General features: G+C 64.6%; 21 protein-coding genes and 1 riboswitch. Of the genes, 6 read left to right on the plus strand and 15 right to left on the minus strand.

What is annotated here, in order from left to right:
• Window positions 1–130 precede the first annotated feature (130 nt).
• The 8 genes from parC to ABIB24_RS17865 all read right to left on the minus strand — a co-directional run bounded on the left by parC (window position 131) and on the right by ABIB24_RS17865 (window position 8,668).
• Window positions 131–2,389 carry a DNA topoisomerase IV subunit A gene (gene parC / locus ABIB24_RS17830; RefSeq protein WP_274078198.1) on the minus strand — a complete coding sequence of 753 codons (2,259 nt, stop codon included), beginning with the start codon at window positions 2,387–2,389 and terminating at the stop codon, window positions 131–133.
• Between the two features lie 10 nt (window positions 2,390–2,399).
• The gene (locus tag ABIB24_RS17835; RefSeq protein WP_025340840.1) at window positions 2,400–2,918 is read right to left on the minus strand and encodes a retropepsin-like aspartic protease family protein; all 519 of its coding nucleotides are present in this window, start codon (window positions 2,916–2,918) and stop codon (window positions 2,400–2,402) included.
• A complete protein-coding gene (locus ABIB24_RS17840; protein WP_025340841.1) occupies window positions 2,915–3,901 on the minus strand; it encodes an esterase-like activity of phytase family protein in 987 nt (328 codons plus the stop codon). Before ABIB24_RS17840 ends, ABIB24_RS17835 begins: the two co-directional genes overlap by 4 nt.
• Window positions 3,898–5,802 carry a DNA topoisomerase IV subunit B gene (gene parE / locus ABIB24_RS17845; RefSeq protein ID WP_015272020.1) on the minus strand — a complete coding sequence of 635 codons (1,905 nt, stop codon included), beginning with the start codon at window positions 5,800–5,802 and terminating at the stop codon, window positions 3,898–3,900. The genes ABIB24_RS17840 and parE overlap by 4 nt, the downstream gene beginning before the upstream one ends.
• Window positions 5,803–5,837: 35 nt before the next feature.
• A complete protein-coding gene (locus ABIB24_RS17850) occupies window positions 5,838–6,446 on the minus strand; it encodes a YqiA/YcfP family alpha/beta fold hydrolase (RefSeq protein WP_025340842.1) in 609 nt (202 codons plus the stop codon).
• Window positions 6,447–6,721: 275 nt separating this feature from the next.
• Window positions 6,722–7,522 carry a 3',5'-cyclic-AMP phosphodiesterase gene (gene cpdA / locus ABIB24_RS17855; protein ID WP_137162520.1) on the minus strand — a complete coding sequence of 267 codons (801 nt, stop codon included), beginning with the start codon at window positions 7,520–7,522 and terminating at the stop codon, window positions 6,722–6,724.
• An 85-nt stretch (window positions 7,523–7,607) separates the two neighbouring features.
• Window positions 7,608–8,060 carry a DUF1249 domain-containing protein gene (locus ABIB24_RS17860; protein ID WP_016501905.1) on the minus strand — a complete coding sequence of 151 codons (453 nt, stop codon included), beginning with the start codon at window positions 8,058–8,060 and terminating at the stop codon, window positions 7,608–7,610.
• Complete coding sequence (locus tag ABIB24_RS17865; RefSeq protein WP_137162521.1) at window positions 8,051–8,668, minus strand: NUDIX domain-containing protein; 618 nt, start codon at window positions 8,666–8,668, stop codon at window positions 8,051–8,053. Before ABIB24_RS17865 ends, ABIB24_RS17860 begins: the two co-directional genes overlap by 10 nt.
• A gap of 185 nt (window positions 8,669–8,853) precedes the next feature.
• Between ABIB24_RS17865 and ABIB24_RS17870 the strand changes: the two genes are divergently transcribed.
• Window positions 8,854–9,600: an RsiV family protein gene (locus tag ABIB24_RS17870; RefSeq protein WP_025340845.1), complete on the plus strand. Its 747-nt coding sequence runs from the start codon at window positions 8,854–8,856 to the stop codon at window positions 9,598–9,600.
• Here the strand turns inward: ABIB24_RS17870 and cytX are convergent.
• Both cytX and thiC read right to left on the minus strand, forming a co-directional pair.
• Window positions 9,569–10,852: a putative hydroxymethylpyrimidine transporter CytX gene (gene cytX / locus ABIB24_RS17875; RefSeq protein WP_274078199.1), complete on the minus strand. Its 1,284-nt coding sequence runs from the start codon at window positions 10,850–10,852 to the stop codon at window positions 9,569–9,571. The genes ABIB24_RS17870 and cytX overlap by 32 nt on opposite strands.
• Window positions 10,853–11,025: 173 nt before the next feature.
• Window positions 11,026–12,906, minus strand: coding sequence for a phosphomethylpyrimidine synthase ThiC (gene thiC, locus ABIB24_RS17880; protein WP_025340847.1), 1,881 nt, complete (start codon window positions 12,904–12,906; stop codon window positions 11,026–11,028).
• 154 nt (window positions 12,907–13,060) lie between these two features.
• A riboswitch (TPP riboswitch) is annotated at window positions 13,061–13,167 on the minus strand.
• Between the two features lie 160 nt (window positions 13,168–13,327).
• Between thiC and ABIB24_RS17885 the strand changes: the two genes are divergently transcribed.
• On the plus strand, window positions 13,328–14,764 hold the full coding sequence (locus tag ABIB24_RS17885) for a TolC family outer membrane protein (protein ID WP_025340848.1): 1,437 nt from the start codon (window positions 13,328–13,330) through the stop codon (window positions 14,762–14,764).
• A 60-nt stretch (window positions 14,765–14,824) separates the two neighbouring features.
• Here the strand turns inward: ABIB24_RS17885 and waaA are convergent, their stop codons facing one another.
• Window positions 14,825–16,096, minus strand: a complete 1,272-nt coding sequence (gene waaA / locus ABIB24_RS17890) for a lipid IV(A) 3-deoxy-D-manno-octulosonic acid transferase (RefSeq protein WP_137162523.1) — start codon at window positions 16,094–16,096, stop codon at window positions 14,825–14,827.
• Window positions 16,097–16,107: 11 nt separating this feature from the next.
• Window positions 16,108–16,998: a LysR family transcriptional regulator gene (locus ABIB24_RS17895; protein ID WP_137162524.1), complete on the minus strand. Its 891-nt coding sequence runs from the start codon at window positions 16,996–16,998 to the stop codon at window positions 16,108–16,110.
• An 87-nt stretch (window positions 16,999–17,085) separates the two neighbouring features.
• Here ABIB24_RS17895 and ABIB24_RS17900 point away from each other — a divergent pair, with 87 nt between their 5' ends.
• The 4 genes from ABIB24_RS17900 (at window position 17,086) to ABIB24_RS17915 (ending at window position 20,621) form a co-directional block, all read left to right on the plus strand.
• Entirely contained in the window at window positions 17,086–17,418 is a 333-nt protein-coding gene (locus tag ABIB24_RS17900; RefSeq protein ID WP_137162525.1) for a DMT family transporter, read from the plus strand.
• A gap of 199 nt (window positions 17,419–17,617) precedes the next feature.
• Window positions 17,618–18,793, plus strand: coding sequence for an NAD(P)/FAD-dependent oxidoreductase (locus tag ABIB24_RS17905; RefSeq protein WP_137162526.1), 1,176 nt, complete (start codon window positions 17,618–17,620; stop codon window positions 18,791–18,793).
• Complete coding sequence (locus ABIB24_RS17910; RefSeq protein WP_013974470.1) at window positions 18,790–19,602, plus strand: aldo/keto reductase; 813 nt, start codon at window positions 18,790–18,792, stop codon at window positions 19,600–19,602. Before ABIB24_RS17905 ends, ABIB24_RS17910 begins: the two co-directional genes overlap by 4 nt.
• A gap of 50 nt (window positions 19,603–19,652) precedes the next feature.
• Window positions 19,653–20,621, plus strand: a complete 969-nt coding sequence (locus ABIB24_RS17915) for a metal ABC transporter ATPase (RefSeq protein ID WP_075046548.1) — start codon at window positions 19,653–19,655, stop codon at window positions 20,619–20,621.
• Window positions 20,622–20,764: 143 nt separating this feature from the next.
• Here ABIB24_RS17915 and hldE read toward each other — a convergent pair whose 3' ends face one another.
• The 3 genes from hldE to ABIB24_RS17930 all read right to left on the minus strand — a co-directional run bounded on the left by hldE (window position 20,765) and on the right by ABIB24_RS17930 (window position 25,316).
• Window positions 20,765–22,186 carry a bifunctional D-glycero-beta-D-manno-heptose-7-phosphate kinase/D-glycero-beta-D-manno-heptose 1-phosphate adenylyltransferase HldE gene (gene hldE, locus ABIB24_RS17920; RefSeq protein ID WP_025340854.1) on the minus strand — a complete coding sequence of 474 codons (1,422 nt, stop codon included), beginning with the start codon at window positions 22,184–22,186 and terminating at the stop codon, window positions 20,765–20,767.
• A gap of 130 nt (window positions 22,187–22,316) precedes the next feature.
• Window positions 22,317–24,125, minus strand: coding sequence for a lipid A export permease/ATP-binding protein MsbA (gene msbA / locus ABIB24_RS17925; RefSeq protein ID WP_137162527.1), 1,809 nt, complete (start codon window positions 24,123–24,125; stop codon window positions 22,317–22,319).
• Between the two features lie 15 nt (window positions 24,126–24,140).
• Entirely contained in the window at window positions 24,141–25,316 is a 1,176-nt protein-coding gene (locus ABIB24_RS17930; RefSeq protein WP_085614726.1) for an O-antigen ligase family protein, read from the minus strand.
• Between the last annotated feature and the right edge of the window lie 27 nt (window positions 25,317–25,343).

Raw genomic sequence — 25,343 nt, forward strand, 5'->3', positions numbered from 1 at the left:
CACATAGATTCAAACGGGCACACGGCCACGCCGGCACCGCAAGGGCCATATCATCCGCGAAATAACCGTCCGACTCCAGCATTTCTGCCCGGAACGACGCTGAAATTGCCGTTCCAGACATTTCAACCGGTTACGCCGGCACTTCCACCTGCAACCCATCGACCCGCTGGAACCCGCGTGGCAGCTTGCTGCCGCGCCGTCCGCGCTCGCCCTTGTAATGCTCCAGGTCGTCCGCTTTCAGAGATAGGGTACGCTTGCCGGCTTGCAATACAAGTGTCGCGCCATCGGCAATCACAGCCAGATCGGTAACAAATTCTTCACGGCTGGCTACCCGGTCGCCCGGCACCCCGATGATCTTGTTGCCCTTGCCTTTGCCCAGCTGAGGCAGGTCGCTGACCTTGAACACCAGCAGACGGCCTTCGGTGGTCACCGCCGCCAGCCAGTCCTGCTCGCGGTTGGCCACCGGGCGCGGGGTCATGACCTTGGCACCGTTGGGCAGGCTGAGCAAGCCCTTGCCGGCCTTGTTCTTGGCCTGCAGGTCTTCACCCTTGACCACGAAGCCATAGCCGGCGTCCGAAGCCACCACGTACAGCGCATCGTCGTCCGGCAACAGCACGCACTCGAAGGTGGCCCCCGGTGGTGGCGTCAGGCGACCGGTCAGCGGTTCACCCTGACCACGCGCCGACGGCAGGCTGTGAGCGGCCAGCGAGTAGCTGCGGCCAGTGGAGTCGATGAGCACGGCAAACTGGTTGGAGCGCCCGGCGGCGGCGGCCTTGAAGCCATCGCCGGCCTTGTACGACAGGCCGGTGGCATCGATGTCGTGGCCCTTGGCGCAGCGCACCCAGCCCTTCTCAGACAGCACCACGGTGACCGGCTCGGTCGGCATCAGTTCGTTTTCCGACAGCGCCTTGGCCTCGGCACGCTCGACGATCGGCGAGCGGCGGTCGTCGCCATAGTTTTCGGCATCCTTGATCAGCTCGCTGCGTACCAGTTTGCGCAGCTTGGCATCGCTGCCCAGCAGGGCGAGCAGTTTGGCCTGCTCTTTCAGCAATTCATCCTGCTCGCCGCGGATCTTCATCTCTTCCAGGCGCGCCAGCTGCCGCAGGCGGGTCTCGAGGATGTAGTCGGCCTGGATTTCGGTCAGGTCGAAACGGGCGATCAGGGCTTGCTTGGGCTGGTCCTCGGTACGGATGATGTGGATAACTTCATCCAGGTTGAGGAACGCGGTCAGCAAACCTTCCAACAAGTGCAGGCGCTTCTCCACCTTGTCCAGGCGGTGCTGCAGGCGGCGACGGACGGTAGTGGTACGGAACTCCAGCCACTCCAGCAGCAGCGCTCGCAGGTTCTTAAGCTGTGGCCTGCCGTCCAGGCCGATGATGTTGACGTTGACCCGGTAGCTGCTTTCCAGGTCGGTGGTGGCAAACAGGTGCTGCATCAGTTCATCGGCATCCACGCGGTTGGAGCGCGGGATGATGACGATGCGGCACGGGTTCTCGTGGTCCGACTCGTCACGCAGGTCGGCGACCATCGGCAGCTTCTTGGCCTGCATCTGCGCGGCGATCTGCTCCAGCACCTTGGCCCCGGAGACCTGGTGCGGCAGCGCGGTGACGACGATGTCGCCATCCTCGACGCGGTACACGGCGCGCATGCGGATGGAGCCGCGGCCGCTTTCGTACATCTTCAGGATTTCTGCCCGCGGCGTGACGATCTCGGCCTCGGTCGGGTAGTCCGGCCCCTGAATGTGCTCGCACAGCTGCTCGATGGTGGCCTTGGGCTCGTCGAGCAGGCGCACGCAGGCCGTGGCCACTTCACGCAGGTTGTGCGGCGGCACGTCGGTGGCCATGCCCACAGCGATACCAGTGGTGCCGTTGAGCAGGATGTTGGGCAGGCGCGCCGGCAGCACGGCGGGCTCCTGCAGGGTGCCGTCGAAGTTGGGCACCCAGTCCACGGTGCCCTGGCCGACTTCGCTGAGCAGCACTTCGGCGTAGCGCGAAAGACGCGCTTCGGTATAACGCATGGCAGCGAACGACTTCGGATCGTCCGGCGCACCCCAGTTGCCCTGGCCGTCGACCAGGGTATAGCGGTAGCTGAACGGCTGCGCCATCAGCACCATGGCCTCGTAGCAGGCCGAGTCGCCGTGGGGGTGGAACTTGCCGAGCACGTCACCGACGGTACGCGCCGACTTCTTGTGCTTGGCATCGGCATCGAGCCCCAACTCGCTCATGGCGTAGACGATGCGTCGCTGCACCGGCTTCAGACCATCGCCGATGTGCGGCAGGGCGCGGTCCATGATCACGTACATGGAGTAGTTGAGGTAGGCCTGTTCGGTGAAGTCAGCCAGCGAGCGGCGTTCCACGCCGTCCAGGCTGAGTTCCAGTGAGTCGCTCATGCGGGCCTCGTCATTTCAGGTTCTGGCGCAGCAGCATGGTGCCGCCGCGCTGGGTAAATTCAAGTTGTTTCAGGGCACTCATGCCCAGCAATACGGTCTGCCCATCCAGGCCCGGCACCACGATGGCGCGCACGTCCTGCAGGCGGATATCCCCCAGTTGCAGGCTGGCCAGGCGCGTGCGGTAGCCTTCGGTACGGCCGTTGGCGGTACTGAGCTGCACCGGGCTGCCACGCTCCAGGCCCAACTCGCGGCCCAGCGCCTCGGGGATGGCCACGTCGGTGGCACCGGTGTCGAGCATGAAATGCACCACCTGGCCGTTGATTGCGCCATCCATCACGAAGTGGCCCTGGCCGTTGCCCAGCAGGCGCACCTCGATAAAGCCTTCGCCATGCGACGACTGCACCTGGGCATTGGGGTTGCGCTGGCTGTCTTCCCATTGGCCGAAGAAACGCGTGGCAAGGAACAGCGCCGCCGCCCAGGCGACGATCATCAATACCTTGCCAGCCCGCTTGCCCGGTGCCTGGCTCATGGCTTGGCGCTCCATCCGCCTTCCGGCGCATCGAAGCGCCAGACGATCGGGCGTGCCTCGCCATCGGCGCGGGCGCCGTTGTTGTTGTCCACACCGATCCAGGCGCCCTTGGCATCGATCACCAGGGCCTCGGCCAGGCCGAACGGCTGTTGATAGCGGCGCGACTCGACCAGGGCATCGGCAGCGAACGACCAGCAGCGCTCGACCTTGCCACTGTCAGTATCCCGACGGCAGACCCGGTAGGCGTTGCGTTCGAGGGTGAACAGCTTGCCTTCGAACCAGGCAAGGTCAGCGAAGTCGCGCGACAGTGCCTGGGCATTGGGCATCTGCGCCGGCTGCATTTCGACGCCAGCCTCGCTCAGCAGCACGCAACTGCGGCCGCAGGTCCACACCGATTGCTGGCGCTCGATGGCCACCAGGCCCCGCCGCTCGCGCTCGGCGGCCAGCCACAGGCGGTCGCCCGCCGGGTTGATCGCCAGGCCTTCGAACAAGGCGTTGAAGTTCAGCAGCATGCCGCTGGCACGGGCCTGACGAACCATGGCCGGGTCGATCTTCAACCAGTCCGCTTCGCCTTCCAGCGGCAGTTGCAGCACCGCGGCATGCGCCTCGCTGACCAGGTACAGGTTACCCGCCTGGTCACAGCTGATGCCTTCGAAATCCAGCTCGCCGCCACGAATATACGACGCCGCCCAGTTGCGCGACTTCAGACCCCACGGCAGGCCACTTTCCGGCACCGCTGGCGGGGTGAAGGTGAGCGGCTGCGCGCGCCAGGTCGGGTTTTGCTGGTCGAAGCGGTAGATACGGTCGTCGTCGCGGTCGGACACGCCCCACAGCCCGCCCCGGCATTCCACCAGGCCAGACAGGTTGCCACCGCGCATGCCTTCGATCGGGTGCTCGGCGCTCAGCTTCAACTCTGGCCAGTTGCCCGCCAGGCTCGGCAGGGCAACCAGCGCCAGACAGGCAGCCAGAAGCCGCCGAATCAAACCATGACCTCGGCCAGGTTACCCTTGGTTTCCAGCCAGCTCTTGCGGTCACCCGCGCGCTTCTTGGCCAGCAGTTTGTCCATCAGCTCGCAGGTGGCCTGCACATCGTCCAGGGTCAGCTGCACCAGGCGCCGGGTGTTCGGGTCCATGGTGGTCTCGCGCAGCTGTGGCGGGTTCATCTCGCCCAGGCCCTTGAAGCGGGTTACCTGTGGCTTGCCGCGTTTCTTCTCGGCCACCAGGCGATCGAGGATACCGTCGCGCTCGGCCTCGTCGAGGGCGTAGTAGATTTCCTTGCCCAGGTCGATGCGGTACAGCGGCGGCATGGCCACGTACACATGCCCGGCCTCGACCAGCGCGCGGAAGTGCTGGACGAACAGCGCGCACAGCAGCGTGGCGATGTGCAGGCCGTCGGAGTCGGCGTCGGCAAGGATGCAGATCTTGCCGTAGCGCAGCTGCGCAAGGTCAGTGGCCCCCGGGTCGACGCCAATGGCCACGGCGATGTTGTGCACTTCCTGGCTGGCCAGGACTTCGCCACCGTCCACTTCCCAGGTGTTGAGGATCTTGCCGCGCAGCGGCAGGATCGCCTGGAATTCCTTGTCGCGTGCCTGCTTGGCCGAGCCACCGGCCGAGTCACCCTCGACCAGGAACAGTTCGGCGCGCATCGGATCCTGGCCGGCGCAATCGGCCAGTTTGCCGGGGAGTGCCGGGCCCTGGGTGATGCGTTTGCGTTCGACCTTCTTGCTGGCCTTCAGGCGGCGCCCGGCGTTGCTGATGGCCAGCTCCGCCAGTTGCATGCCCAGCTCTGGGTGGGCGTTGAGCCACAGGCTGAAGGCATCCTTGACCACGCCGGAAACGAAGGCCGCCGCCTCGCGCGACGACAGGCGCTCCTTGGTCTGCCCGGAGAACTGCGGGTCCTGCATCTTCATCGACAGCACGAAGGTGATGCGTTCCCAGACGTCTTCCGGCGCCAGCTTCACGCCGCGCGGCAGCAGGTTGCGGAACTCGCAGAACTCGCGCATGGCATCCAGCAGGCCCTGGCGCAGGCCGTTGACGTGGGTGCCGCCCTGGGCGGTAGGGATCAGGTTGACGTAGCTTTCCTGGATGCTGTCGCCGCCTTCTGGCAGCCACAGCAAGGCCCAGTCCACCGCCTCCTTGTTACCGGCCAGGCTGCCGCAGAACGGCTCGTCGGGCAGGCGCTGGAACTCGTTTACCGAGTCCACCAGGTATGAGCGCAGGCCGTCCTCGTAGTGCCATTCGACCTTCTCGCCGCTGGCCTTGTCCTCGAAGCTGACCAGCAGGCCCGGGCACAGCACGGCCTTGGCCTTGAGCACGTGCTTGAGGCGGCTGATGGAGAACTTCGGCGAATCGAAGTACTTGGGGTCGGGGCTGAAGTACACGCTGGTACCGGTGTTGCGCTTGCCGACCGAGCCGACCACTTCCAGCTCGCTGGCCTTGAAGCCATCGGCGAAGGTCATCTGGTATTCGTTGCCGTCACGTTTGACGCGCACGCGCACCTGGGTCGACAGGGCGTTGACTACCGAGATGCCCACGCCGTGAAGGCCACCGGAGAACTGGTAGTTCTTGTTGGAGAACTTGCCGCCGGCGTGCAGTTTGGTGAGGATCAGCTCGACCCCGGAAACGCCCTCTTCCGGGTGGATGTCCACCGGCATGCCGCGACCATCGTCGCTGACTTCCAGCGAGTGGTCGGCATGGAGGATGACCTGCACCGAACGGGCGTGACCGGCCAGGGCTTCGTCGACACTGTTGTCGATGACTTCCTGGGCCAGGTGGTTGGGGCGGCTGGTATCGGTGTACATGCCCGGCCGCTTGCGGACCGGGTCAAGGCCCGAGAGGACTTCGATGGCGTCTGCGTTATAGGCGCTAGCGCTGGGAGTGGCCATAGGGTCTCGTCGTCAGTCTGGTGAATGCAAAAAAGTCAAAATACAGAAAAATCGAGCGCTGCGTACTGCCCACGGGCAATGCCGGCGAAGGCCAGCAGTGCCGGCAGGCGCTCGGCGAAGCCCTGGAAGCTGTGGTCGCCACCGGCCTGGATGCGCAGGGCACAAGCACGGTAATAGCGCTCGGCGTGGCGATAGTCCAGGGTTTCATCGGCGGTCTGCAACCACACTTGATAGCGGCTGGCGTCCACCGGCGCTGGTACTTCCAGTTCGGCCAGGGCCTGCACATGATCGTGGGTCAGCTCCCAGGCTTCGCCGGTGTAGTGATTGTGCTGGGTGCCCAGGTAGCCGTCGAAATGCTTGTGCGGTGTTACCGCCGGGTTCACCAGCAGGGCCTTGAGGCCGTGGCGCTCGGCCAGACAGGTGGCATAGTAGCCGCCGAGCGAACTGCCCACCAGCAGTGGCGCGCCCAGCTCGGCGATGGCCGCTTCGAGCTGGGCGATGGCCTGCCGTGGGTGGTGGTGCAAGGCGGGCACCCGCAGTTGGGCCGACAGGCCCAGTTGCTGCATCACGGCCTCGAGTTGGCGCGCCTTGGTCGAAAGTGGCGAGCTGTTGAAGCCATGGATATAGAGGATGGAACCCGACATGCTGCCCCCGGAATCTGTGGCTTCGCGCCCGGTGATATGGGCGCAGGGACGCGCAGTGTAGCGCGTTCGCCGGGTTTTGACGCAGTGTCACGGGTTTCGCAACAATTTCTTCACCGAAGTCGCAACCACAGTTCCCTGTAGGAGCGGCCTTGTGTCGCGATGGGGCGCGAAGCGGCCCCAGGGTTTCAGCTGCGCCACAAATATTGCCGGGGCCGCTCTGCGGCCCATCGCGACACAAGGCCGCTCCTACAATTGAGCGCGTCTGCAGCCGCAGCTCAATAACCAGGGCTATCGAAGTCGAGCTTCACCTGGAAATCCAGTGCCCGCTCTACCCCGGTCTCCAACCGCCCGTCGGCGTGCAGGCGCAGCCAGCGGTATCCAGGCTGCTCCTCGCTCACTTGAAAATCCTCGCTACGCGCCGCGAACTGGATACAGGTCGACGGAGTGGCCAGCAGGCGCAGGCCGCCACGCACTTCATCCCATTCCTGGTGCACATGCCCCCACAGCAGCGCCCGCACCTGTGGATAACCCTCGACGATATCGAACAGCGCCTGGGCGTTGCGCAAGCCGATCGGCGCGATCCAGGCACAGCCGATATCCACCGGCTGATGGTGGAAGCACACCAGGCAATGCCGTTCACCCGCCTCTCGCAAGGCCGTTTCCAGCACTGCCAGCTGGTCATCCTCCAACAGCCCGTGCGTCGCCCCGGGTACGGCCGTGTTGAGCATGACGATGCGCCACGCACCGATATCGGTCACCGCCTGTACCAGCTCCGGCGCCACTTGCGCCATGACTCGGGCCTCGTCATGGTTGCCAGGCAACCAGCGGGTGGGCACGGCAAACGGTGCGGTCAGCTCACGGAATGCTTCATAGGACGCCACGCTGGCGTCCTGGGACAGGTCACCAGTGCACAGCAGCAGGTCGACTAGCGGTTGCTCCCGTCGCACCTGGGCCACTACATGGCGCAGGCTGTCACGGGTATTGAGGCCCAGCATGCTGCCGGCCGGGTCGGCGAACAGGTGGGCATCGGTCAGTTGCACCACATGCACGGGGCGCGATTGGTCTGGCTGCGGCAACGGCCGTCTCCTCGAACGGATTCAGCGCGAATTATGGCTGCACAACGGGTGCGAGCAAACACCCACGAACGACCTGCGTCACACTTCAGCGAACGCTCGCCAGTTCGTGACCACAAGCCAGGCAGTGGCTCAGCCATTCACCGAGGAACAGGTTGAGCTGGGCCTTTTCGTCCGGCTGGTGCATGGCCTCGTTCGGATACGGGTAGATGCTGCGCAGGCGCCGGGTGTGTTCGGCACTGACCACTTCGGCCATGCGCGCATCGTGGTACACCTGCACTTCCAGGTGCGGCACCGGCAACCACGGCAGGCTGTGCTCCTGGCGCACGTGCAGGGTGGTGGTGTACGGGCAGGCCAGCACCACGTCGAGCACCAGCACGCCAAGCATCTGGTCGCCCTGGGTCATGCCGATGCGGCGCGAGCTCTGGGTGGTGCGCATGTCGGGCAACAGGCGCATCAGCCGGGCGTAGTTGGCCTCGCAGGCTGCCTGCAGCCCGACCAGATCGACCCGATAACGCTCGCGCAGCAGGTTCACTTCCACATACCTCGTACTTCGTCACGGTTCAGCGCCAGCCATTGCAGGCCGATGATGGTCGCCGCGTTGCAGATGCGCCCGTCGCGCACCGCCTGCATGGCATCCTCGAACGACCACACGCGCACGCGAATGTCCTCGCCCTCTTCTTCCAGGCCATGCAGGCCGCCCGCCCCTTCGCTGCTGCAACGGCCGAGGAACAGGTGAACGTATTCGTCACTGCCGCCGGGCGACGGGAAGTAACGGGTCATCGGCCACAGGGCGCTGAAGGTCAGGCCGGCTTCTTCTTCGGCTTCGCGATGGGCCACTTCCTCGGGTTGCTCGTCCTTGTCGATCAGCCCGGCCACCATCTCGATCAGCCAGGGGTTGTCGACCTTGTCCAGTGCACCAACGCGGAACTGCTCGATCAGCACCACTTCATCGCGCAACGGGTCGTACGGCAGCACGCACACCGCATCATGGCGCACGAACAGTTCGCGGCTGATCTCGCGGCCCATGCCCCCGACAAACAACTCGTGGCGCAGGCGTAGCTTGTCGAGCTTGTAAAAACCCTGGAAGCAGTTGGCCCGCTCGATGATTTCGAAGCCCTTGGGCACTGAGTTCAACGCGTCTGACATGGAAATCCTCATTACCTCGAATACCGCATCGCGCCATCCTACTCTGCACGCCTGCCGGTTTCATCCCTTTCCGGCAACCGTTCGCGCACTCGGGACAGCGCGCCTTCTCTCTGTTAGCTTAGTGGCGAACTGAAGGCCGCGCAGACGGTCAAAGGCCGACTTTTCCCTGTTCTGCAAGGATCCTCATGACACTTGTCAAACTGACTTCCGTGGCTGTGCTGGCCCTGGCCCTGGGTGCCTGCCAAAGCCTGTTCACGCCCAACTACCGGGCGCCGCTCGAGGTCAAGCGTGATGCCTGGGAGCATGTCAAACCCGGCTGCAGCGAAAGCGACTGCCCGCTGGTGAACATCGACATGATCCACTTCCCGGCCTTGCCCAAGCTCGATGGCATTGTCGAGAAACGCCTGCTGCAACTGACCGAAGACAACCAGCGCGGCAACGCACCGACCAGCCTGCAAGCCTACGAGCAGCAGTACCTGGCCAGTGCCGACAAGCGCAACAGCAGCTACCTGCAGGCCAAGGTACGCGAGCAGCATGACGGACTGGTGATCATCGAACTGTCCAGCTACCTGGACAGCGGCGGCGCCCATGGCATGCCCGGGCGTGGTTTCATCAACTATTCGCGCAAGCTGGACAAGGTGCTGACCCTGCAGGACATGCTGGTGCCTGGCCAGGAAGACACCTTCTGGAAAACCGTCGAGGAGTCGCACCGCGCCTGGCTGATCAGCGTAGGCATGGACAAGGACGCCGAGTTCATCAAGACCTGGCCGTTCAAGCAGTCGCCGCACGTCGCCCTGACGTACGGCGCGGTGGTGGTCAAGTACGAGGTCTATTCCATCGCGCCCTACTCCATGGGCCACGTGGAGTTGAAGATCCCGTACCCACGCCTGAATGGCGTGCTCAAGCCCGAGCTGTTTCCCGGCCGCGGCTGAAGCTCAACAGCCCGTGCAGTAGCCCTGCCAGCAGCAATGCCGGCAGGGTCGCACCCAGGTCCGGCGCTTGCGCGGCGATCAGATGGTACGCGGCAACGCCCACCGCCCAGGCCAGCAGTGCCTGCCAGTGCAAGCCATGCACCTGTGCCGGCAAGCGGCGGCGACGGATCACGTAATGGTCCATCAATACCACACCGAACAACGGTGCAAACACCGAGCCGATCAGCAGCAGGAAGTTCTCGTACTGTGCCAGTGGCGCCAGCAAGGCGATCAGCGTGCACAGCACGCCAATGGCCAGCGCCAGGTGCTCGACCTTCAGGCGCACCAGCACACCGGTGGAAACGGCTGCCGAGTGAATGTCGGCAAAAGCCTTTTCCGACTCGTCCAGCAGAATCAGCAGCAGTGGAATGCCCATGCCGGCGCCCGCGAGGGCCAGCAGCAGGGCGTTGGCTTCGCCACTGCCGGCGAAGGCCAAGGTGTAGCCCACGCCCAGGCTCATCAGCCAGGTGTTGCCGATGAAGTAGCCCACCACCGTACCGCCGAATACATGTTTGCCGTTACGGGCAAAACGCGAGTAATCCGCGATCAGCGGCAACCAGGACAGCGGCATGGCGATGGCGATGTCGAAGCCCACGGCCAGCGACATCGAACCGTCACCGGCACGGTCCCACAGTGCCGCCAGGTCGGCCTTGGCGAACAGGTTCCAGGTCAGCCACAGGCAAGCGCCCAGCAGCAGCCAGATGCCCCAGGTGCGCAGCACCTTGCGCACGAACGCCAGCGGCCCACCGACCGCGAGCAGAGTGGCCAGGGCGCCGAAGCACAGGGTCCAGAGCATAGGGCTGTTCCAGGCGCTGGCTTCGCCGAACGCCCGCGCGCCCAGCAGGCTGGCGGCATCGCGCATGACGATGATCTCGAACGCGCCCCAGCCCACCAGTTGCAGCAGGTTGAGCATCGCCGGCAAACGCGCACCATGGCCACCCAGGCTCAGTTTCAGGGTGCCCATGGCCGACAGGCCGGTATCGCTGCCGATGACACCGGCAGCCCCCAGCAGCAGCACACCCACACCGGTGCCCAGGGCGATAGCCAGCACCGCGCCGGCAAGGCCCAGGCCAGGGGCCAGCATGGCGCCGACCTGCAGCACCATCAGGCCGATGCCGAGGGAGAACCATAGCGAGAACAGGTCGCGGGCGCCGAAGATGCGCTGGGCGGTGGGGACCGGGTGGTCGGGGGAGAATTGGCTGGGGGTGGTCATGCTTTGACACTCGGCAAGGTATTGGATTGGACGCGGTCGCTGTAGGAGCGGCCTTGTGTCGCGAAAGGGCCGCAAAGCGGCCCCAGGTTTTCAGCTTCGCGGCTGAAATTGCCGGGGCCGCTTCGCGGCCCATCGCGACACAAGGCCGCTCCTACAGGGGTCAGCGCTGCGACTTAGACTTTGTGATACAGCTGGCTGCCTTCCTGGCGGAACCGCTCGGCCTGCTCACGCATGCCTTGCTCGACCGTCACATCCACGGTTTCGATCTTGGCGGCGTATTCGCGCACTTCCTGGGTGATCTTCATCGAGCAGAACTTCGGCCCGCACATCGAGCAGAAGTGCGCGACCTTGGCCGATTCCTTTGGCAGGGTCTCGTCGTGGTAGGCACGGGCAGTGTCCGGGTCCAGGCCGAGGTTGAACTGGTCTTCCCAACGGAACTCGAAGCGTGCCTTGGACAAGGCGTTGTCACGAATCTGCGCACCTGGGTGGCCCTTGGCAAGGTCGGCGGCATGAGCGGCGATCTTGTAGGTGATGATGCCGGTCTTCACGTCATCCTTGTTCGGCAGGCCCAGGTGCTCCTTGGGCGTGACGTAGCAGAGCATGGCGCAACCGAACCAGCCGATCATCGCCGCACCAATGCCCGAGGTGATGTGGTCGTAGCCAGGAGCGATATCGGTGGTCAGCGGGCCGAGGGTGTAGAACGGCGCCTCGTCGCAGCACTCCAGCTGCTTGTCCATGTTCTCCTTGATCAGCTGCATCGGCACGTGGCCGGGGCCTTCGATCATGCACTGCACGTCGTGCTTCCAGGCGATCTTGGTCAGCTCGCCAAGGGTTTCCAGCTCACCGAACTGCGCGGCATCGTTGGCGTCGGCAATCGAGCCGGGGCGCAGGCCGTCGCCCAGCGAGAAGCTGACGTCGTAGGCCTTCATGATTTCGCAGATTTCGTCGAAGTGGGTGTACAGGAAGTTTTCCTTGTGGTGCGCCAGGCACCACTTGGCCATGATCGAGCCACCACGGCTGACGATGCCGGTGACGCGCTTGGCGGTCAGCGGCACATAGCGCAGCAGCACACCGGCGTGGATGGTGAAGTAGTCCACGCCCTGCTCGGCCTGCTCGATCAGGGTGTCGCGGAACAGCTCCCAGGTCAGGTCTTCGGCCACACCGTTGACCTTTTCCAGGGCCTGGTAGATCGGCACGGTACCAATCGGCACCGGCGAGTTGCGGATGATCCACTCACGGGTTTCGTGAATGTGCTTGCCGGTGGACAGGTCCATGACCGTGTCCGAACCCCAGCGGATGCCCCAGGTCAGCTTGGCCACTTCTTCCTCGATCGAGGAGCCCAGGGCGCTGTTGCCGATGTTGCCGTTGATCTTCACCAGGAAGTTGCGGCCGATGATCATCGGCTCCACTTCCGGGTGGTTGATGTTGGCCGGGATGATCGCGCGGCCACGGGCGATTTCCTGGCGAACGAACTCTGGGGTGATTTCTTTCGGGATGTTGGCCCCGAAGCTGTGACCGGCGTGCTGCTCGTCGAGCAGGCCCGCGGCGCGTGCCTCTTGCAGCTTCATGTTTTCGCGGATGGCCACGTATTCCATCTCGGCGGTGATGATGCCCTGGCGGGCATAGTGCATCTGCGAGACGTTGGCGCCCGCCTTGGCACGGCGCGGGTTGCGCACGTGGGCGAATCGCAGCTTGGCCAGTTCGGCATCGTTCAGGCGCTGCTGGCCGAAGTCGGAGCTCAGGCCGGCCAGGCGCTCGGTGTCACCGCGTGCCTCGATCCACGCCGAACGCACGTCGGCCAGGCCTTTTCGCACGTCGATGACAACGTTGGGGTCGGTGTACGGGCCGGAAGTATCGTAGACCAGCACCGGGGCATTGGACTCGCCACCGAAATCGGTCGGGGTGTCGTCCAGGCTGATTTCACGCATGGGCACGCGGATGTCCGGGCGTGAGCCTTCGACATACACCTTGCGCGAACGCGGGAACGGTTGCACGGACTGCTGATCGACTTGTGCCGATTCGCTGAGGTTGATCGCTTTTTCTTGTTTGGTCATCACAGGCTCTCCAGACGGCTTCCTAGCAGTGGAATGTCGGGGTGAACCTGAAAGGCGCGGACGCACCCTTGATGAGTGCAGTGCCGGATATGGGGGTGCCTGAAGCTGCATGCAGCTGCGACATTCCCGGACCTGGCACAAGAGGCTCCCCGGGAAGGTGAGCAATCTTGTTCCCTACGCAGGCGCTAACCTGATCAGGTTCAACGGGATCCGCAACTTTGCGATCTCAGCCTTTGCTTCAAGGCACCCCGACAAGAACATGCGCAGTCTAGACTGGAGTGGTCGGCAAAGCCAAGCAGGTAAATGCGCGGATGATGAAAGGCACCCCGAGCGATTGTTGCCGGGTGCGCATGGCACTACACTGGCCCGTCGCTCGATACTCAACAGTTCAGTAATTCAATTTCGTACAAGGATTGCCTCTATGCTGCGCAAACTCTCACTGGCAATAGCCGTGTCTTGTGCGTCCAACGGAGTGGTCTGGGCAGCGGACGTGCCCACTACAGTGAAAACCGACCTGGTCAGCGTCTATCAGGAAGCGGTCGACAACAATGCTGACCTGGCTGCGGCCCGCGCCGATTACGGCGCCCGCCGTGAAGTGGTACCGCAGGCTCGCGCCGGGTTGCTGCCCAACCTTTCGGCCGGTGCCGAAATGCTGAACACCCGCACCAAGCTGGACGAACCATCAGCCACCAGCAACCGCAGCGGCAATACCTGGAGCGCGACCCTGGCGCAGCCTATCTTCCGCGCTGACCGCTGGTTCCAGTTGCAGGCGGCCGAGGCGGTCAACGAACAGGCAGCGCTGGAGCTGTCGGCGACCGAACAGAACCTGATCCTGCAAACCGCGCAGAATTACTTCGCCGTGCTCCGTGCCCAGGACAACCTGGCTGCGACCAAGGCCGAGGAAGCTGCCTTCAAGCGCCAGCTGGACCAGTCCAACGAACGATTCGACGTCGGCCTCTCCGACAAGACCGACGTGCTGCAATCCCAGGCCAGCTACGACACGGCCCGGGCCAACCGGATCATTGCCGAGCGCCAGGTACAGGATGCCTTCGAGGCCCTGGTGACCCTGACCAACCGGGAATACACGTCGATTCAAGGCGTGGTTCATACCTTGCCGGTGCAGGTCCCTACGCCCAACGACGCCAAGGCCTGGGTCGAAACCGCCGGGCGCCAGAACCTCAACCTGCTGGCCACCAACCACGCGGTCGTCGCTGCCGAGGAAACCCTGCGCCAGCGCAAGGCCGGCCACGCGCCGACCCTGGACGCAGTTGCCAAGTACCAGAAGGGTGACAACGACAACTTCGGTTTCACCAACCCCGCGCCGGCCCCCGTTTCGCGCTATAGCGGCGACGTCGAGCAGACCAGCATCGGCCTGCAGTTGAACATCCCGATCTACAGCGGCGGCCTGACCAGTTCGCAGGTGCGCGAGGCCTACCAGCGCCTGAGCCAGAGCGAGCAGCAGCGTGAAAGCCTGCGCCGCCAGGTGGTGGAAAACACCCGCAACCTGCACCGCGCGGTAAACACCGACGTGGAACAGGTGCAAGCGCGCAAGCAGTCGATCATCTCCAACCAGAGCGCGCTGGAAGCCACCGAGATCGGCTACCAGGTGGGTACCCGCAATATCGTCGACGTGCTTGACGCCCAACGTCAGCTGTACACCTCGGTGCGCGACTACAACAACAGCCGCTACGACTACATCCTCGACAACCTGAGCCTGAAACAGGCGGCCGGCACCTTGAGCCCGCAGGACCTGCAGGACCTCAAGCGGTACCTGAAGCCAGACTACAACCCGGACAAGGACTTCCTGCCGCCGGACCTGGCGGCTGCAGCGGCGAAGAACTTCGAGCGTCGCCCCTGAAAGTGCTGGACCAAGGCCGCTCCTACAAGGACCGCACCATTGCTGACATCTGTTTAGAACTCAGCTGATGAGTTTGCCCAGGCCATCGAGCAAGCGCTGCAATGCGCCCTCGTTGGCCCGCATTACCGCCCTGCCCGCCTCGCCCATGCGCTGTGCATCCTGCGGCAACTCGACCAGCCGCCGCACCGCTTCGGCCAGCCCGTCGGCATCGTCCACCTGCTGCAACGCCCCCGCCTCGCGCAGCATCGCGCTGATTTCGAGGAAGTTGAACACATGCGGCCCCATCAGTACCGGCAAGGCCAGCGCCGCGGGCTCCAGCGGGTTGTGCCCGCCGGTCGCCACCAGGCTGCCACCGACGAAGGCAATGTCGGCCAGGGCATAGAGGAACAGCAGTTCGCCCATGGTATCGCCGAGCAATACGCGAGTCTGCGCATCAACCGGCGTGCCGGCAGAGCGCCGCACGGTGGTGAACTGTTCGCTGCACAGCGTATGCACCGCTGCGAATCGCTCGGGGTGGCGCGGCACCAGGATCAGCAGGGCATCGCCATGCACCTGCAACAACTGCCGATGTGCCTGCAGGATCAACGCATCTTCACCTTCGTGGGTGCTGGCGGCGATCCACACCGGGCGCTGTTCGGCCCCCCATTGTTCACGCAATGCCTTGGCACGCGGCAACAGTTGCTCATCGATCTTCAGGTCGAACTTGATCGAACCGGTGACCTGCACGCACTCCGGACGCGCGCCCAGGTCACGGAAGCGCTGGGCCTCGGTTTCGGTCTGCACGGCAATCAGGCTCATCTCGGCCAGCATCGGCCGGGTCAGCCTGGCAAAGCGCCCATAGCCACGGGCCGAGCGCTCAGACAAGCGTGCGTTGGCCAGCGCTACTGGAATGCCGCGCTTCGCACACTGGTGAATGTGGTTGGGCCACAGCTCGGTTTCCATGATGATGCCCAGCTTCGGCTGCACATGGTCGAGAAAACGCCCTGCCGCCCAAGGCAGGTCGTAGGGCAGGTAGCAATGCTGCACGCGAGGTTCGTCAGCGAACATGGCGCGAATGCGCTCTGAACCGGTCGGGGTCATGCAGGTAAGCGTGATCGGCAATTCCGGGTAGGCCTTGAGCAAGGCGCGCACCATCGGTGCCGCCGCAATGCTCTCGCCCACCGACACGGCGTGCACCCAGATGCCGCCCCGGCGCATGGCCGGCAGCCTGAAAGCAAAGCGCTCGCCGATGCGTTGGCCATAGGCCGGCGCCTTGCGCGCGCGCAGGTACAGGCGCAGCGCAACCAGCGGCAGGCCCAGGTGAAACAACAAGGTATAGAGAGTTCTGTTCATGGCCGCGGAGTTTACCCGATCGCGCGCAGGTGCACCGCAAAGCGCTCGGCCAGCCACTGCGCGGCAGGCCCCAGTGGCTCGTCGCGGCGCCAGGCCAGTTCCACCACCAAGGCCGGTGGCCGCCACTCGCTGTCCAGTTCGACCATGTGCGCCTGGTAGGTCGGGTACTGCACCACGTGCCGCGGCAGCCAGGCCCAGCCCAGGCCGCGCATCAGCAGTTCGGCCATGGCATAGAAGCTGTCGGCGCGCCACACCTGCGGGCTGATCGCTTCGCCGCCGGGGTAGCCGCTTTGCTGCGGGGCAATCAGCAATTGTCGGTGGCGCGCCAGTTGCTGCCGGGTAACCCGGCCTTCGCCGGCGAGCGGGTGGCCGACCGCGCACACCGTGACCATTTCCACACTGCCCAGGGCGCGCCGCTCCAGCGAGGCCGGGATGCTCTCGTGGTGGAAGAACAGGCCAAGATCAGCGCGCCGCTCCACCAGCTTGCGCGCCACATCGCCCTGGGCACCGCTGGCCAGTTGCACCTCCAGGAACGGGTAGCGGCTGGCCAGCTCGTCGAGGCTGTCGATGACCGGCTGGTAGGGCATGGCTTCGTCCTGGGCGACCCGCAACAAGGCCTCCTGCCCGCGCATCAGCGCCAACGCACGGCCATCCAGGCGCTCGCACTGGCGCAACAGTTCGCGGGCATCTTCCAGCAGGGCGCTGCCGTTCTCGGTCAGCTTGGGCTGCCGGCCACTGCTGCGCTCGAACAAGGTGACCCCCAGGTCGGTTTCGAGCAAAGCGATCGAGCTGCTGATCGCCGACTGGGCCTTGCGCTGCTCGCGGGCCACGGCAGAGAACGAGCGCAGTTCCGCAACGCGCAGGAAGGTACGCAACTGTTCAAGGTTCCACTGCTCGGCCATCGACCTATCTCCAATAGTGATAGGTAATGACTTTACCCCATCCAGGTTACGTCTAGAATGCCCGACCAGTTACCGGAGGATCCCGCCATGAATGCCTACACCTACCTCGCCATCGCCATCTGCGCCGAAGTCATCGCCACCGCTTCCATGAAAGCGGTGAAAGGCTTGAGCACGCCCGTGCCGTTGCTGCTGATGGTGGTTGGCTATGGTATTGCGTTCTGGATGCTGACCCTGGTGGTGCGCAGCATTCCGGTGGGGATCGCCTATGCCATCTGGTCGGGGCTGGGGATTGTGTTGATCAGTGTGGCGGCGCTGGTGATCTATGGGCAGAAGCTGGATGTGCCTGCGATGCTGGGGATGGCCATGATTGTGGGTGGGGTGGTGGTGATTCAGCTGTTTTCGAAGACTGCTGGGCATTGATGTTTGCCTGATGGATTTTGGGGCCGCTTCGCGGCCCTATCGCGACACAAGGCCGCTCCTACAGGGACCGAGGCATGCGCGGGGCCTGTAGGAGCGGCCTTGTGTCGCGATAGGGCTGCGCAGCAGCCCCAGGAACGCAAAGCCCACATCGGCCCGACCCTGTATACTTGCCAGCTGTCCCAGTCTTCGAGGTACCGCCATGCCATCCGCCATTTCCACTGACGTGCTGATCGTCGGCGCCGGGGTCGCAGGCCTCTGGCTAAATGCCCGCCTGCGCCGGCTGGGCTACTCGACAGTACTGGTGGAACGCGCCAGCCTTGGCGGCGAGCAGACCATCAAGTCCCAGGGCATCATCCATGGCGGCACCAAGTACGCCCTGCACGGTGCCCTGACAGGCGCCTCGGAAGCCATCGCCGACATGCCGCGACGCTGGCGCGAAGCGCTCAGCGGCAGCGGCGAGCTGGACCTGACCCGCACCCGCCTGCTGTCCGACGCCCACTACCTGTGGTCACCAGGCACCCTGGCCGGCAACCTAACCAGCTTCTTCGCCAGCAAGGCCGTGCGCGGCCGGGTCGACCAGGTGAAGGGCGAGCAACTGCCGCCGGCGCTGCAGGACCGCGCCTTCAAGGGCAAGGTCTATCGCCTGGCCGAACTGGTCATCGACGTACCCAGCCTGCTGGCCAACCTGGCCGAACTGGCAGGCGACAGCCTGCTGGCCGGTGAGCGCATCGAGCCACTGCGCGAGGGCGACGACCTGGTCGGCCTGCGCGTCGACGAGCGCGACATCCGCGCCCAGCGCATCGTGCTCAGCGCCGGCGCCGGCACCGAAGAGCTGCTGCATGCCCTGGGCCTGAACCAGCCAGCCATGCAGACACGCCCGCTACATATGGTGATGGCCAAGGGTGCCAACCTGAAACCGCTTTACGCCCATTGCCTGGGTGGCGGGCCAAAGCCACGGGTGACGGTTACCACCCACCCCGCCGCCGATGGCCAGTGGGTCTGGTACCTGGGCGGCGACCTGGCCGAAGCCGAAGGCGTTGCCCGCGAGCCGGCTGCGCAAATCGCCGCGGCACAGAAAGAGATCGCCAGCCTGCTGCCATGGGTCGACCAGAGCCAGGTGCGCTGGGCCACCCTGCGGGTCAACCGTGCGGAACCGGCGCAATCGGGCCTGGTACGCCCGGACAACGCCTTCCTCGCCGACCAGCAACGCCTGCTGGTGGGCTGGCCGACCAAGCTGGCCCTGGCACCGGACTTCAGCGACCGGGTCATCAGCCACCTGGAGCGCGACGGTATCCGCCCACAGGCACAGGCCGACCTGGCCGACCTGCCACGCCCACCGCTGGGCGTACCGGCCTGGGAGCAACTGCTGCCATGAGCCTGCCGACCCTTCACGACTTCCATCGCCCCTTGGGCAGCACCGGCTTCAAGGTTTCGCCGCTGGGCCTGGGCACGGTCAAGCTGGGCCGCGACCAGGGCGTGAAGTACCCCACCGGCTTTACCATCCCCGGCGATGACGAAGCCCGCCTGCTGCTGGCCCAGGCCCGCGAGCTGGGCATCAACCTGATCGACACCGCCCCGGCCTACGGCCGCAGCGAAGAGCGCCTGGGCCCGCTGCTGCGCGGCCAGCGCGATGAATGGGTGATCGTCAGCAAGGTTGGCGAAGAATTCGACAATGGCCAATCGCACTTCGATTTCAGCGCCGCCCACACCCGCCGCTCGGTGGAGCGCAGCCTGCGGCGCCTGGAAACCGACCGCATCGAGCTGGTGCTGGTGCATTCCGACGGCAACGACCTGGCGATCCTGGAACAGCAGGAGGTCTACCAGACCCTTGCCGAGCTCAAGCAGGAGGGCAAAATCCTCGGCTTCGGCCTGTCCGGCAAGACCGTCGCCGGCGGCCTGAAGGCGCTGGAGCAAGGCGACTGCGCCATGGTCACCTACAACCTCAACGAACAGGCAGAACGCCCGGTGCTGGACTACGCTGCCGAACACGGCAAGGCCATCCTGGTGAAGAAGGCCCTGGCCAGCGGGCATATCTGCCTGGCCCCGGGCGTTGACCCGGTGCAGGCCAGCTTCGAGCTGCTGTTCGCCCACCCGGGCGTCAGCAGTGCTATCGTCGGCACCATCAATCCGTTGCACCTGGCCCACAATGTGGCCACCGTCGCCCGTATCCTGGGCCAGCATTGAGTTGCCCCAGGCCCTCGGGCCTGGACTGACCCGACGCAAGGAGGAGCCTCGTGGCGCGAACGCTGATCCGCAAGAACCCGAGCAACTTCAAGACACTGCCGCTGCATGTCGAGGCCACGCCCGAAGGGCTGATCTACCAGAGCATCGGCATGCCGCTGAACTTTGCCCAGATCCAACAACGGCGCAAGGCCATCCAGTTGCCCGACGTGCAGCGCTTCGTGATCGAACTGGCCAACCTGGGCGTGTCGGTGCGGCTGACCCTGCATTGGCAGAACCGCGATTATTGGGTGCTGGTACGTCAGCGCCGGCAAGACCGTGGCGATGTGGTGCTGAAACTGATTTCCGGCTATGTGCCGGCGCAGGAGCTGAACCTGCCATTGCACACGGCCGTGCAGGAAGTGGCCGAGGAATGCCTGCTGGAAACCCCGGAAGGCTGGCTGGGCGGGCGCTTCAACGACACCTGGTTGCCGGTGCCCTACGCTGCCGCCCTGCACTACCGCGAAACGCCGCACTTTGTGCTGGCCCCGGAGTCCGGTGCCGCGCGCCCGGTGCACTGCGGCAAGCTGATGCTGCTGGAACGGCCACGGGCGTATGTGCACCTGCCCACCGCCTCGCTGCAACTGATCTACGACATGCGCCTGCAGGTACCCCGGGACGCCAAGAAGCTCAGCCTGTTCCACGTTGATGAGCGGCTGGAGGGCGACCAACTGGTGGCGCGGCTAAACCGCAAACGGCCAGACCTGTACCTGATGCCACTGAAGGACGGCCAGCCACTGGCTGAGCTGTATACCGTGAAGAAGGATGAACTGGTGCCGGCGAGCACACGCGGGCTGTACCTGGCCGAAAGTTTTGCCCGGCAGGAGGGCTGGGTGGTCACGGACGAGCGGGTGCGCTGGAAGGACTGGGTGAAGCAGCAGGGGTTGGTGGAGAACAAGCCGGTACGGGCATCGCACCTGCAGCGGTTTGGCGACAAGGCGCGGGAACTGCTGGAGCGGGCGCGTACTTCACTGCACAAATAAGATTCCGAGGCCTGCGCCGCCCCTGTAGGAGCAGCCTTGTGCTGCGAAGAGGCCGGTAGAGCCAAAGAAATACTTTTGCCCTACCGGCCTCTTCGCAGCACAAGGCTGCTCCTACAGGTAATGAGGCAGCCTCAGAGGTTCGATCAGTTCTTGCGAATCTTCTCGACGATCGCAGTGGTCGAGCTGTTCTCGACCAGCCCCAGCACCTTCACGGTACCGCCATAGGCCTTGACGATATCGGCACCCACCACCTGGTCGATGCCATAGTCGCCACCCTTGACCAGCACGTCCGGCTTGACCTGGCTCAGCAGGTTCTCCGGCGTGCCCTCGGGGAAGCTGATGACCCAGTCCACTGCCCCCAGCCCGGCCAGTACGGCCATGCGCCGGTCGACGCTGTTGATCGGCCGGCCCGGCCCTTTCAGGCGGCTGACCGAGGCATCGTCGTTGACCGCGACGATAAGGCGATCGCCCTGGGCCCGCGCCTGCTCCAGGTAGGTGACATGCCCGGCATGCAGGATGTCGAAGCAGCCGTTGGTGAAGACGATCTTCTCTTTGTGCGCCCGCGCGTCGTCGATGGCCAGCAGCAGTTGCTCCAGGCCCAGCACGCCGCGCTCGGAGCCTTCCTCACGCTGGATCGCCCGGCGCAGCTCGGGGGCGCTGATCGCAGCCGTACCCAGCTTGCCGACCACGATGCCCGCCGCCAGGTTGGCCAGGGCCACGGCGTGGGGCAGGTCCTCGCCGGCAGCGATGGCCGCGGCGAGGGTGGAGATGACGGTATCACCGGCACCGGTCACATCGAACACTTCACGCGCCCGCGCCGGCAGGTGCAGCGCCGGCTGGCCGACGCGCAGCAGGGTCATGCCGTGCTCGCCACGGGTCACCAGCAAGGCGCCAAGGTCCAGGTCCTGCAGCAGCTGCAGGCCCTTGGCGACCAGCTCGGCCTCATCGACGCAACGGCCGACGATGGTCTCGAACTCGCTGAGGTTGGGGGTGATCAGGCTAGCGCCACGGTAGATGGAAAAGTCCTTGCCCTTGGGGTCGGCCAGCACCGGAATGCCCTTGGCCCGCGCCGCCTGGATCAGGCTCTGGTGGTTTTTCAGTGCGCCCTTGCCGTAGTCGGACAGGACCAGCACCTTGACGCCCTCGAGCAGGCTGTCGACCTCTGCGCCCAGCGACAGCGGGTCGGTGGCGAACGGTTCTTCGAAATCGATGCGCAGCAACTGCTGGTGACGGCTCATGACCCGCAGCTTGACGATGGTCGGCTGGTGCGCGATGCGCTGGAACACCGAGCGCACGCCTGCAGCCTGCAGGCTGTTGGCCAGGCTGTCGGCGGCCTCGTCCTGGCCGGTGACGCCAATCAGCGAAGCCGGCGCGCCCAGGGCGGCGATGTTCAAGGCAACGTTGGCCGCGCCGCCGGGGCGATCCTCGATCTGATCGACCTTGACCACCGGGACTGGCGCTTCAGGCGAGATACGCGAAGTACCGCCATGCCAGTAGCGGTCGAGCATGACATCGCCGACCACCAGTACCGGGGCTTGATCGAAACGCGGCATGGACAACTTCATGGGCAACCCATATGGAAATAATGAACAGGGGCAGGATATTAGCACAGGGTAGACGACGGCTTTATGGCCAGATCACCCCAGGAAAATTCCCGTGACAATCGGGGCCGCGATGGCCCCGATCAACGAGGGGTCAGGTGATATCGGCCTTGGCCGGCTCATCCAGGCCCATGGCATGCAGGCGGGCATAATGGCCATTGGCCGCGAGCAGCTCGGCATGGGTGCCGCGCTCGACCAGCCGGCCCTGGTCCATGACCAGGATCTGGTCGGCCTTCTCGATGGTCGACAGGCGGTGGGCGATCACCAGCGTGGTACGGCCCTGCATCACATGGTCCAGGGCAGCCTGGATATGCCGCTCGGACTCGGTATCCAGCGCCGAGGTGGCTTCGTCGAGGATCAGCAGCGGCGCATTCTTCAGCAGTGCCCGGGCGATGGCCAGGCGCTGGCGCTGGCCGCCGGAGAGCAGCACGCCGTTTTCACCCACTTCGGTATCGAAGCCTTTTGGCAGCCGGTCGACGAACTCCTTGGCGTAGGCATCGGCCGCAGCGGCTTCGATGTCGGCGCGCGGGGCGCCGGCCAGGTCGCCATAGGCTATGTTGTTGGCCACGGTATCGTTGAACAGGGTGACATGCTGGGTCACCTGCGAAACGTGACGACGCAGGTTGCGCAGGCGATAGTTCTCGATCTCCACGCCATCGAGCAGGATCTGCCCCTGGTCGTGGTGATAGAAGCGCGGGATCAGCGCCGCCAGGGTCGACTTGCCGCTGCCGGAGCGGCCAACCAGGGCAATCATCTGGCCCGGCTCGGCCACGAAGCTGATATCGCTCAGCACCTCACGCTCGGTGCCCGGGTAGGTGAAGCTCAGGTTGCGCACTTCCAGGCGCCCTTCCACCCGCTCCTTCTCGACGGTGCCGCTGTCCACTTCAGGCGCTTCGTCCAGCTGCTCGAAGATGCTCTCGGCACCGGCCAGGCCCTTCTGGATGGTCGAGCTGACTTCCGAAAGCTGACGAATCGGCTTGGGCAACAGGCCGGCGGCGGTGATGTAAGCCACCAGGTCACCGGCAGTGGAATCACCGCGCAGGAACAACACCAGGAACATCAGCGCGGCCATGGCGGTGTAGATCACCAGTTGCAGCATCGGCGTGTACAGCGAGCCGGTCTTGGTCATTTGCAGCTGCTTGTCGGTGTTGCTCTGGCTGGCCTTGCCGAAACGCTGCTGCTCGTAGGCCTCGCCGCCGAAGCTGCGCACCACGCGGTAGCCCTGGATGGTTTCCGAGGCGACGTGGGTGACGTCGCCCATGGCCACCTGGATCTTCTTGCTCTGCTTGCGGAATTTCTTGCTGGCGACGCTGACCATCACTGCAATCACCGGCAGGATGGCGACCATCACCAAGGTCAGGTGCCAGTTCATCCACAGCAGGTAGCCGAACAGGAACACCACGGTCAGGCCTTCGCGGATCACCACCTTGATCGCATCGGTGGCGGCACCGGTGACCATGGTCACGTTGAAGGTAATGCGCGAGATCAGGTGCCCGGAGTTGTGGTTGTCGAAGTAGCGGTTAGGCAGCACCAGCAGCTTGTTGAACAGTTCCACACGCAGGTCGTGCACCAGGCACAGGGAAACCTTGGCCAGGAAGTAGTTGCCGAGGAACGAGCCCAGGCCCTGCCACGCGGCGATCAGGATGATCAGCAGCGGCACAGCCTGCAGCAGTTGCAGGTCGCGCAGGTAGGGGACGTTGGGGAACAACACCGCTTCGGGGTTGCTCAGCCCATCGACGAAATATTTCAGGATCCCGGCCAGCATCGGCTGGGTCGATGCAAAGATCACGAAACCGATGATGCTCAGCAGGAAAATGCCGACATAGGGTTTCACATAGCTCAGCAGCCGGAAGTAGATCTTCAGGCTGGAGGTGTGTTCCGCCGGTCGCGGTGTTTCGGCCATTATCAAGCTCGCTGTTCAGGTTGAACCGGAAATTTTACCACAGGCATCATTTTCGGCACGCCCCCATGGCAGCAACATGGCCAGGCCCACGGGCAGCCAGCTGATGAACCATTCGGCACGTGGCGTACCAGTAAGGCTGGCGGCATCGAACTGCATGGCCAGGGTGGAGTACACCCAGAAACCAAGCAGGATCTTGCCGAACAGCGTGCCGCGTGCGCGGACGATTTCGCCCAGGGTGTACAGCCACACCATGACCCACAGCAGCATGCCGGGCAGGCCCATCTCCACTGCGATGTGCGTGAACATGTTGTGGGTATGGTCGAAGTGCTTGCCCACTGCACTCACGTCGTAGGCAGCGCCCAGGCCAAGGCCGGTCCAGGGATGCGCGGCGATCATGTCGACCACGGCATGGAATATTTCCGGCCGGTAGGACGAACCGCGCTGGGCGATCAGGTCGTACACGAGATAGAAGGCCAGGCCGGTGGCGATGGCCGCCAGCACGGCAAACACCCGGCTGTGGCGGTCACGGAACCACAGCGGGGCCAGGATCACGGTGAGCACCAGGGCCAGGATTGCCCCACGGCTCTGGCTGAGCATGGCAAACAACCCCAGGCACGCCAGCGCTGCCAGCCACAACAACTGCAGGCCACGTTGCCGCGGCGGCTCGTAAAGCAGGAAGAGCACGGCCGCACCGATGACGTAGGCGCCCAGGATCGGGTGCGATATCTCGCCGATGCCCTCCAGGCGGGCCAGCAAGGGCATGCCCAGCACGCCGTAGAAATGGATGACCGAGACCAGCGCGGCAACGGCCAGCAAGGCGCTACCGGCCAGCAGCAGCTGACGAATGCGGGCCTGGCCAAGCTGGCCCAGCAGAGGGAACGCCAGCAGGAATACCAGGATGTAGAGCAGGCGCTTGGCCTCGCGCCCCGGGTTTTCTGCGGCCGACCAGACCAGGCTGAGCCCGCTCCACGCCAGCAGCAACAACACACTCCCCCACAAGGCCGGCTGACGCCGCCAGGCCTGCACTATTACTTGCCTTGCGGACCACGCCATTACCAGCGTCGGCAACCACAGGAACAGCACCAGGCCTTGCTGATAGACCTTGTTGCTCGGTGCCAGGGCAATCGCTGCCAGGAACCAGACCAGACCAAACCCCAACCAGGCTTGCGCCCAGTTTTTTTGATACAACATCCTTTCCCCCGATGAATCAAAGACACC

The sequence above is a fragment of the Pseudomonas sp. UYEF17 genome (assembly GCF_040546125.1).
Classification (GTDB): domain Bacteria; phylum Pseudomonadota; class Gammaproteobacteria; order Pseudomonadales; family Pseudomonadaceae; genus Aquipseudomonas; species Aquipseudomonas putida_Z.

Bases quoted from the DNA above. Each gene is read 5' to 3' on its own strand.
- ABIB24_RS17885 (WP_025340848.1), top strand. From the start codon at position 13,328: ATGCTGCGCAAACTCTCACTGGCAATAGCCGTGTCTTGTGCGTCCAAC.
- ABIB24_RS17835 (WP_025340840.1), bottom strand. From the start codon at position 2,918: ATGAGCCAGGCACCGGGCAAGCGGGCTGGCAAGGTATTGATGATCGTC.
- ABIB24_RS17930 (WP_085614726.1), bottom strand. From the start codon at position 25,316: ATGTTGTATCAAAAAAACTGGGCGCAAGCCTGGTTGGGGTTTGGTCTG.
- waaA (WP_137162523.1), bottom strand. From the start codon at position 16,096: ATGAACAGAACTCTCTATACCTTGTTGTTTCACCTGGGCCTGCCGCTG.
- ABIB24_RS17905 (WP_137162526.1), top strand. From the start codon at position 17,618: ATGCCATCCGCCATTTCCACTGACGTGCTGATCGTCGGCGCCGGGGTC.
- parE (WP_015272020.1), bottom strand. From the start codon at position 5,802: ATGGCCACTCCCAGCGCTAGCGCCTATAACGCAGACGCCATCGAAGTC.
- ABIB24_RS17870 (WP_025340845.1), top strand. From the start codon at position 8,854: ATGACACTTGTCAAACTGACTTCCGTGGCTGTGCTGGCCCTGGCCCTG.
- ABIB24_RS17910 (WP_013974470.1), top strand. From the start codon at position 18,790: ATGAGCCTGCCGACCCTTCACGACTTCCATCGCCCCTTGGGCAGCACC.
- ABIB24_RS17895 (WP_137162524.1), bottom strand. From the start codon at position 16,998: ATGGCCGAGCAGTGGAACCTTGAACAGTTGCGTACCTTCCTGCGCGTT.
- cytX (WP_274078199.1), bottom strand. From the start codon at position 10,852: ATGACCACCCCCAGCCAATTCTCCCCCGACCACCCGGTCCCCACCGCC.
- hldE (WP_025340854.1), bottom strand. From the start codon at position 22,186: ATGAAGTTGTCCATGCCGCGTTTCGATCAAGCCCCGGTACTGGTGGTC.
- msbA (WP_137162527.1), bottom strand. From the start codon at position 24,125: ATGGCCGAAACACCGCGACCGGCGGAACACACCTCCAGCCTGAAGATC.
- ABIB24_RS17900 (WP_137162525.1), top strand. From the start codon at position 17,086: ATGAATGCCTACACCTACCTCGCCATCGCCATCTGCGCCGAAGTCATC.
- ABIB24_RS17850 (WP_025340842.1), bottom strand. From the start codon at position 6,446: ATGTCGGGTTCCATCCTCTATATCCATGGCTTCAACAGCTCGCCACTT.
- parC (WP_274078198.1), bottom strand. From the start codon at position 2,389: ATGAGCGACTCACTGGAACTCAGCCTGGACGGCGTGGAACGCCGCTCG.
- thiC (WP_025340847.1), bottom strand. From the start codon at position 12,906: ATGACCAAACAAGAAAAAGCGATCAACCTCAGCGAATCGGCACAAGTC.
- ABIB24_RS17865 (WP_137162521.1), bottom strand. From the start codon at position 8,668: ATGTCAGACGCGTTGAACTCAGTGCCCAAGGGCTTCGAAATCATCGAG.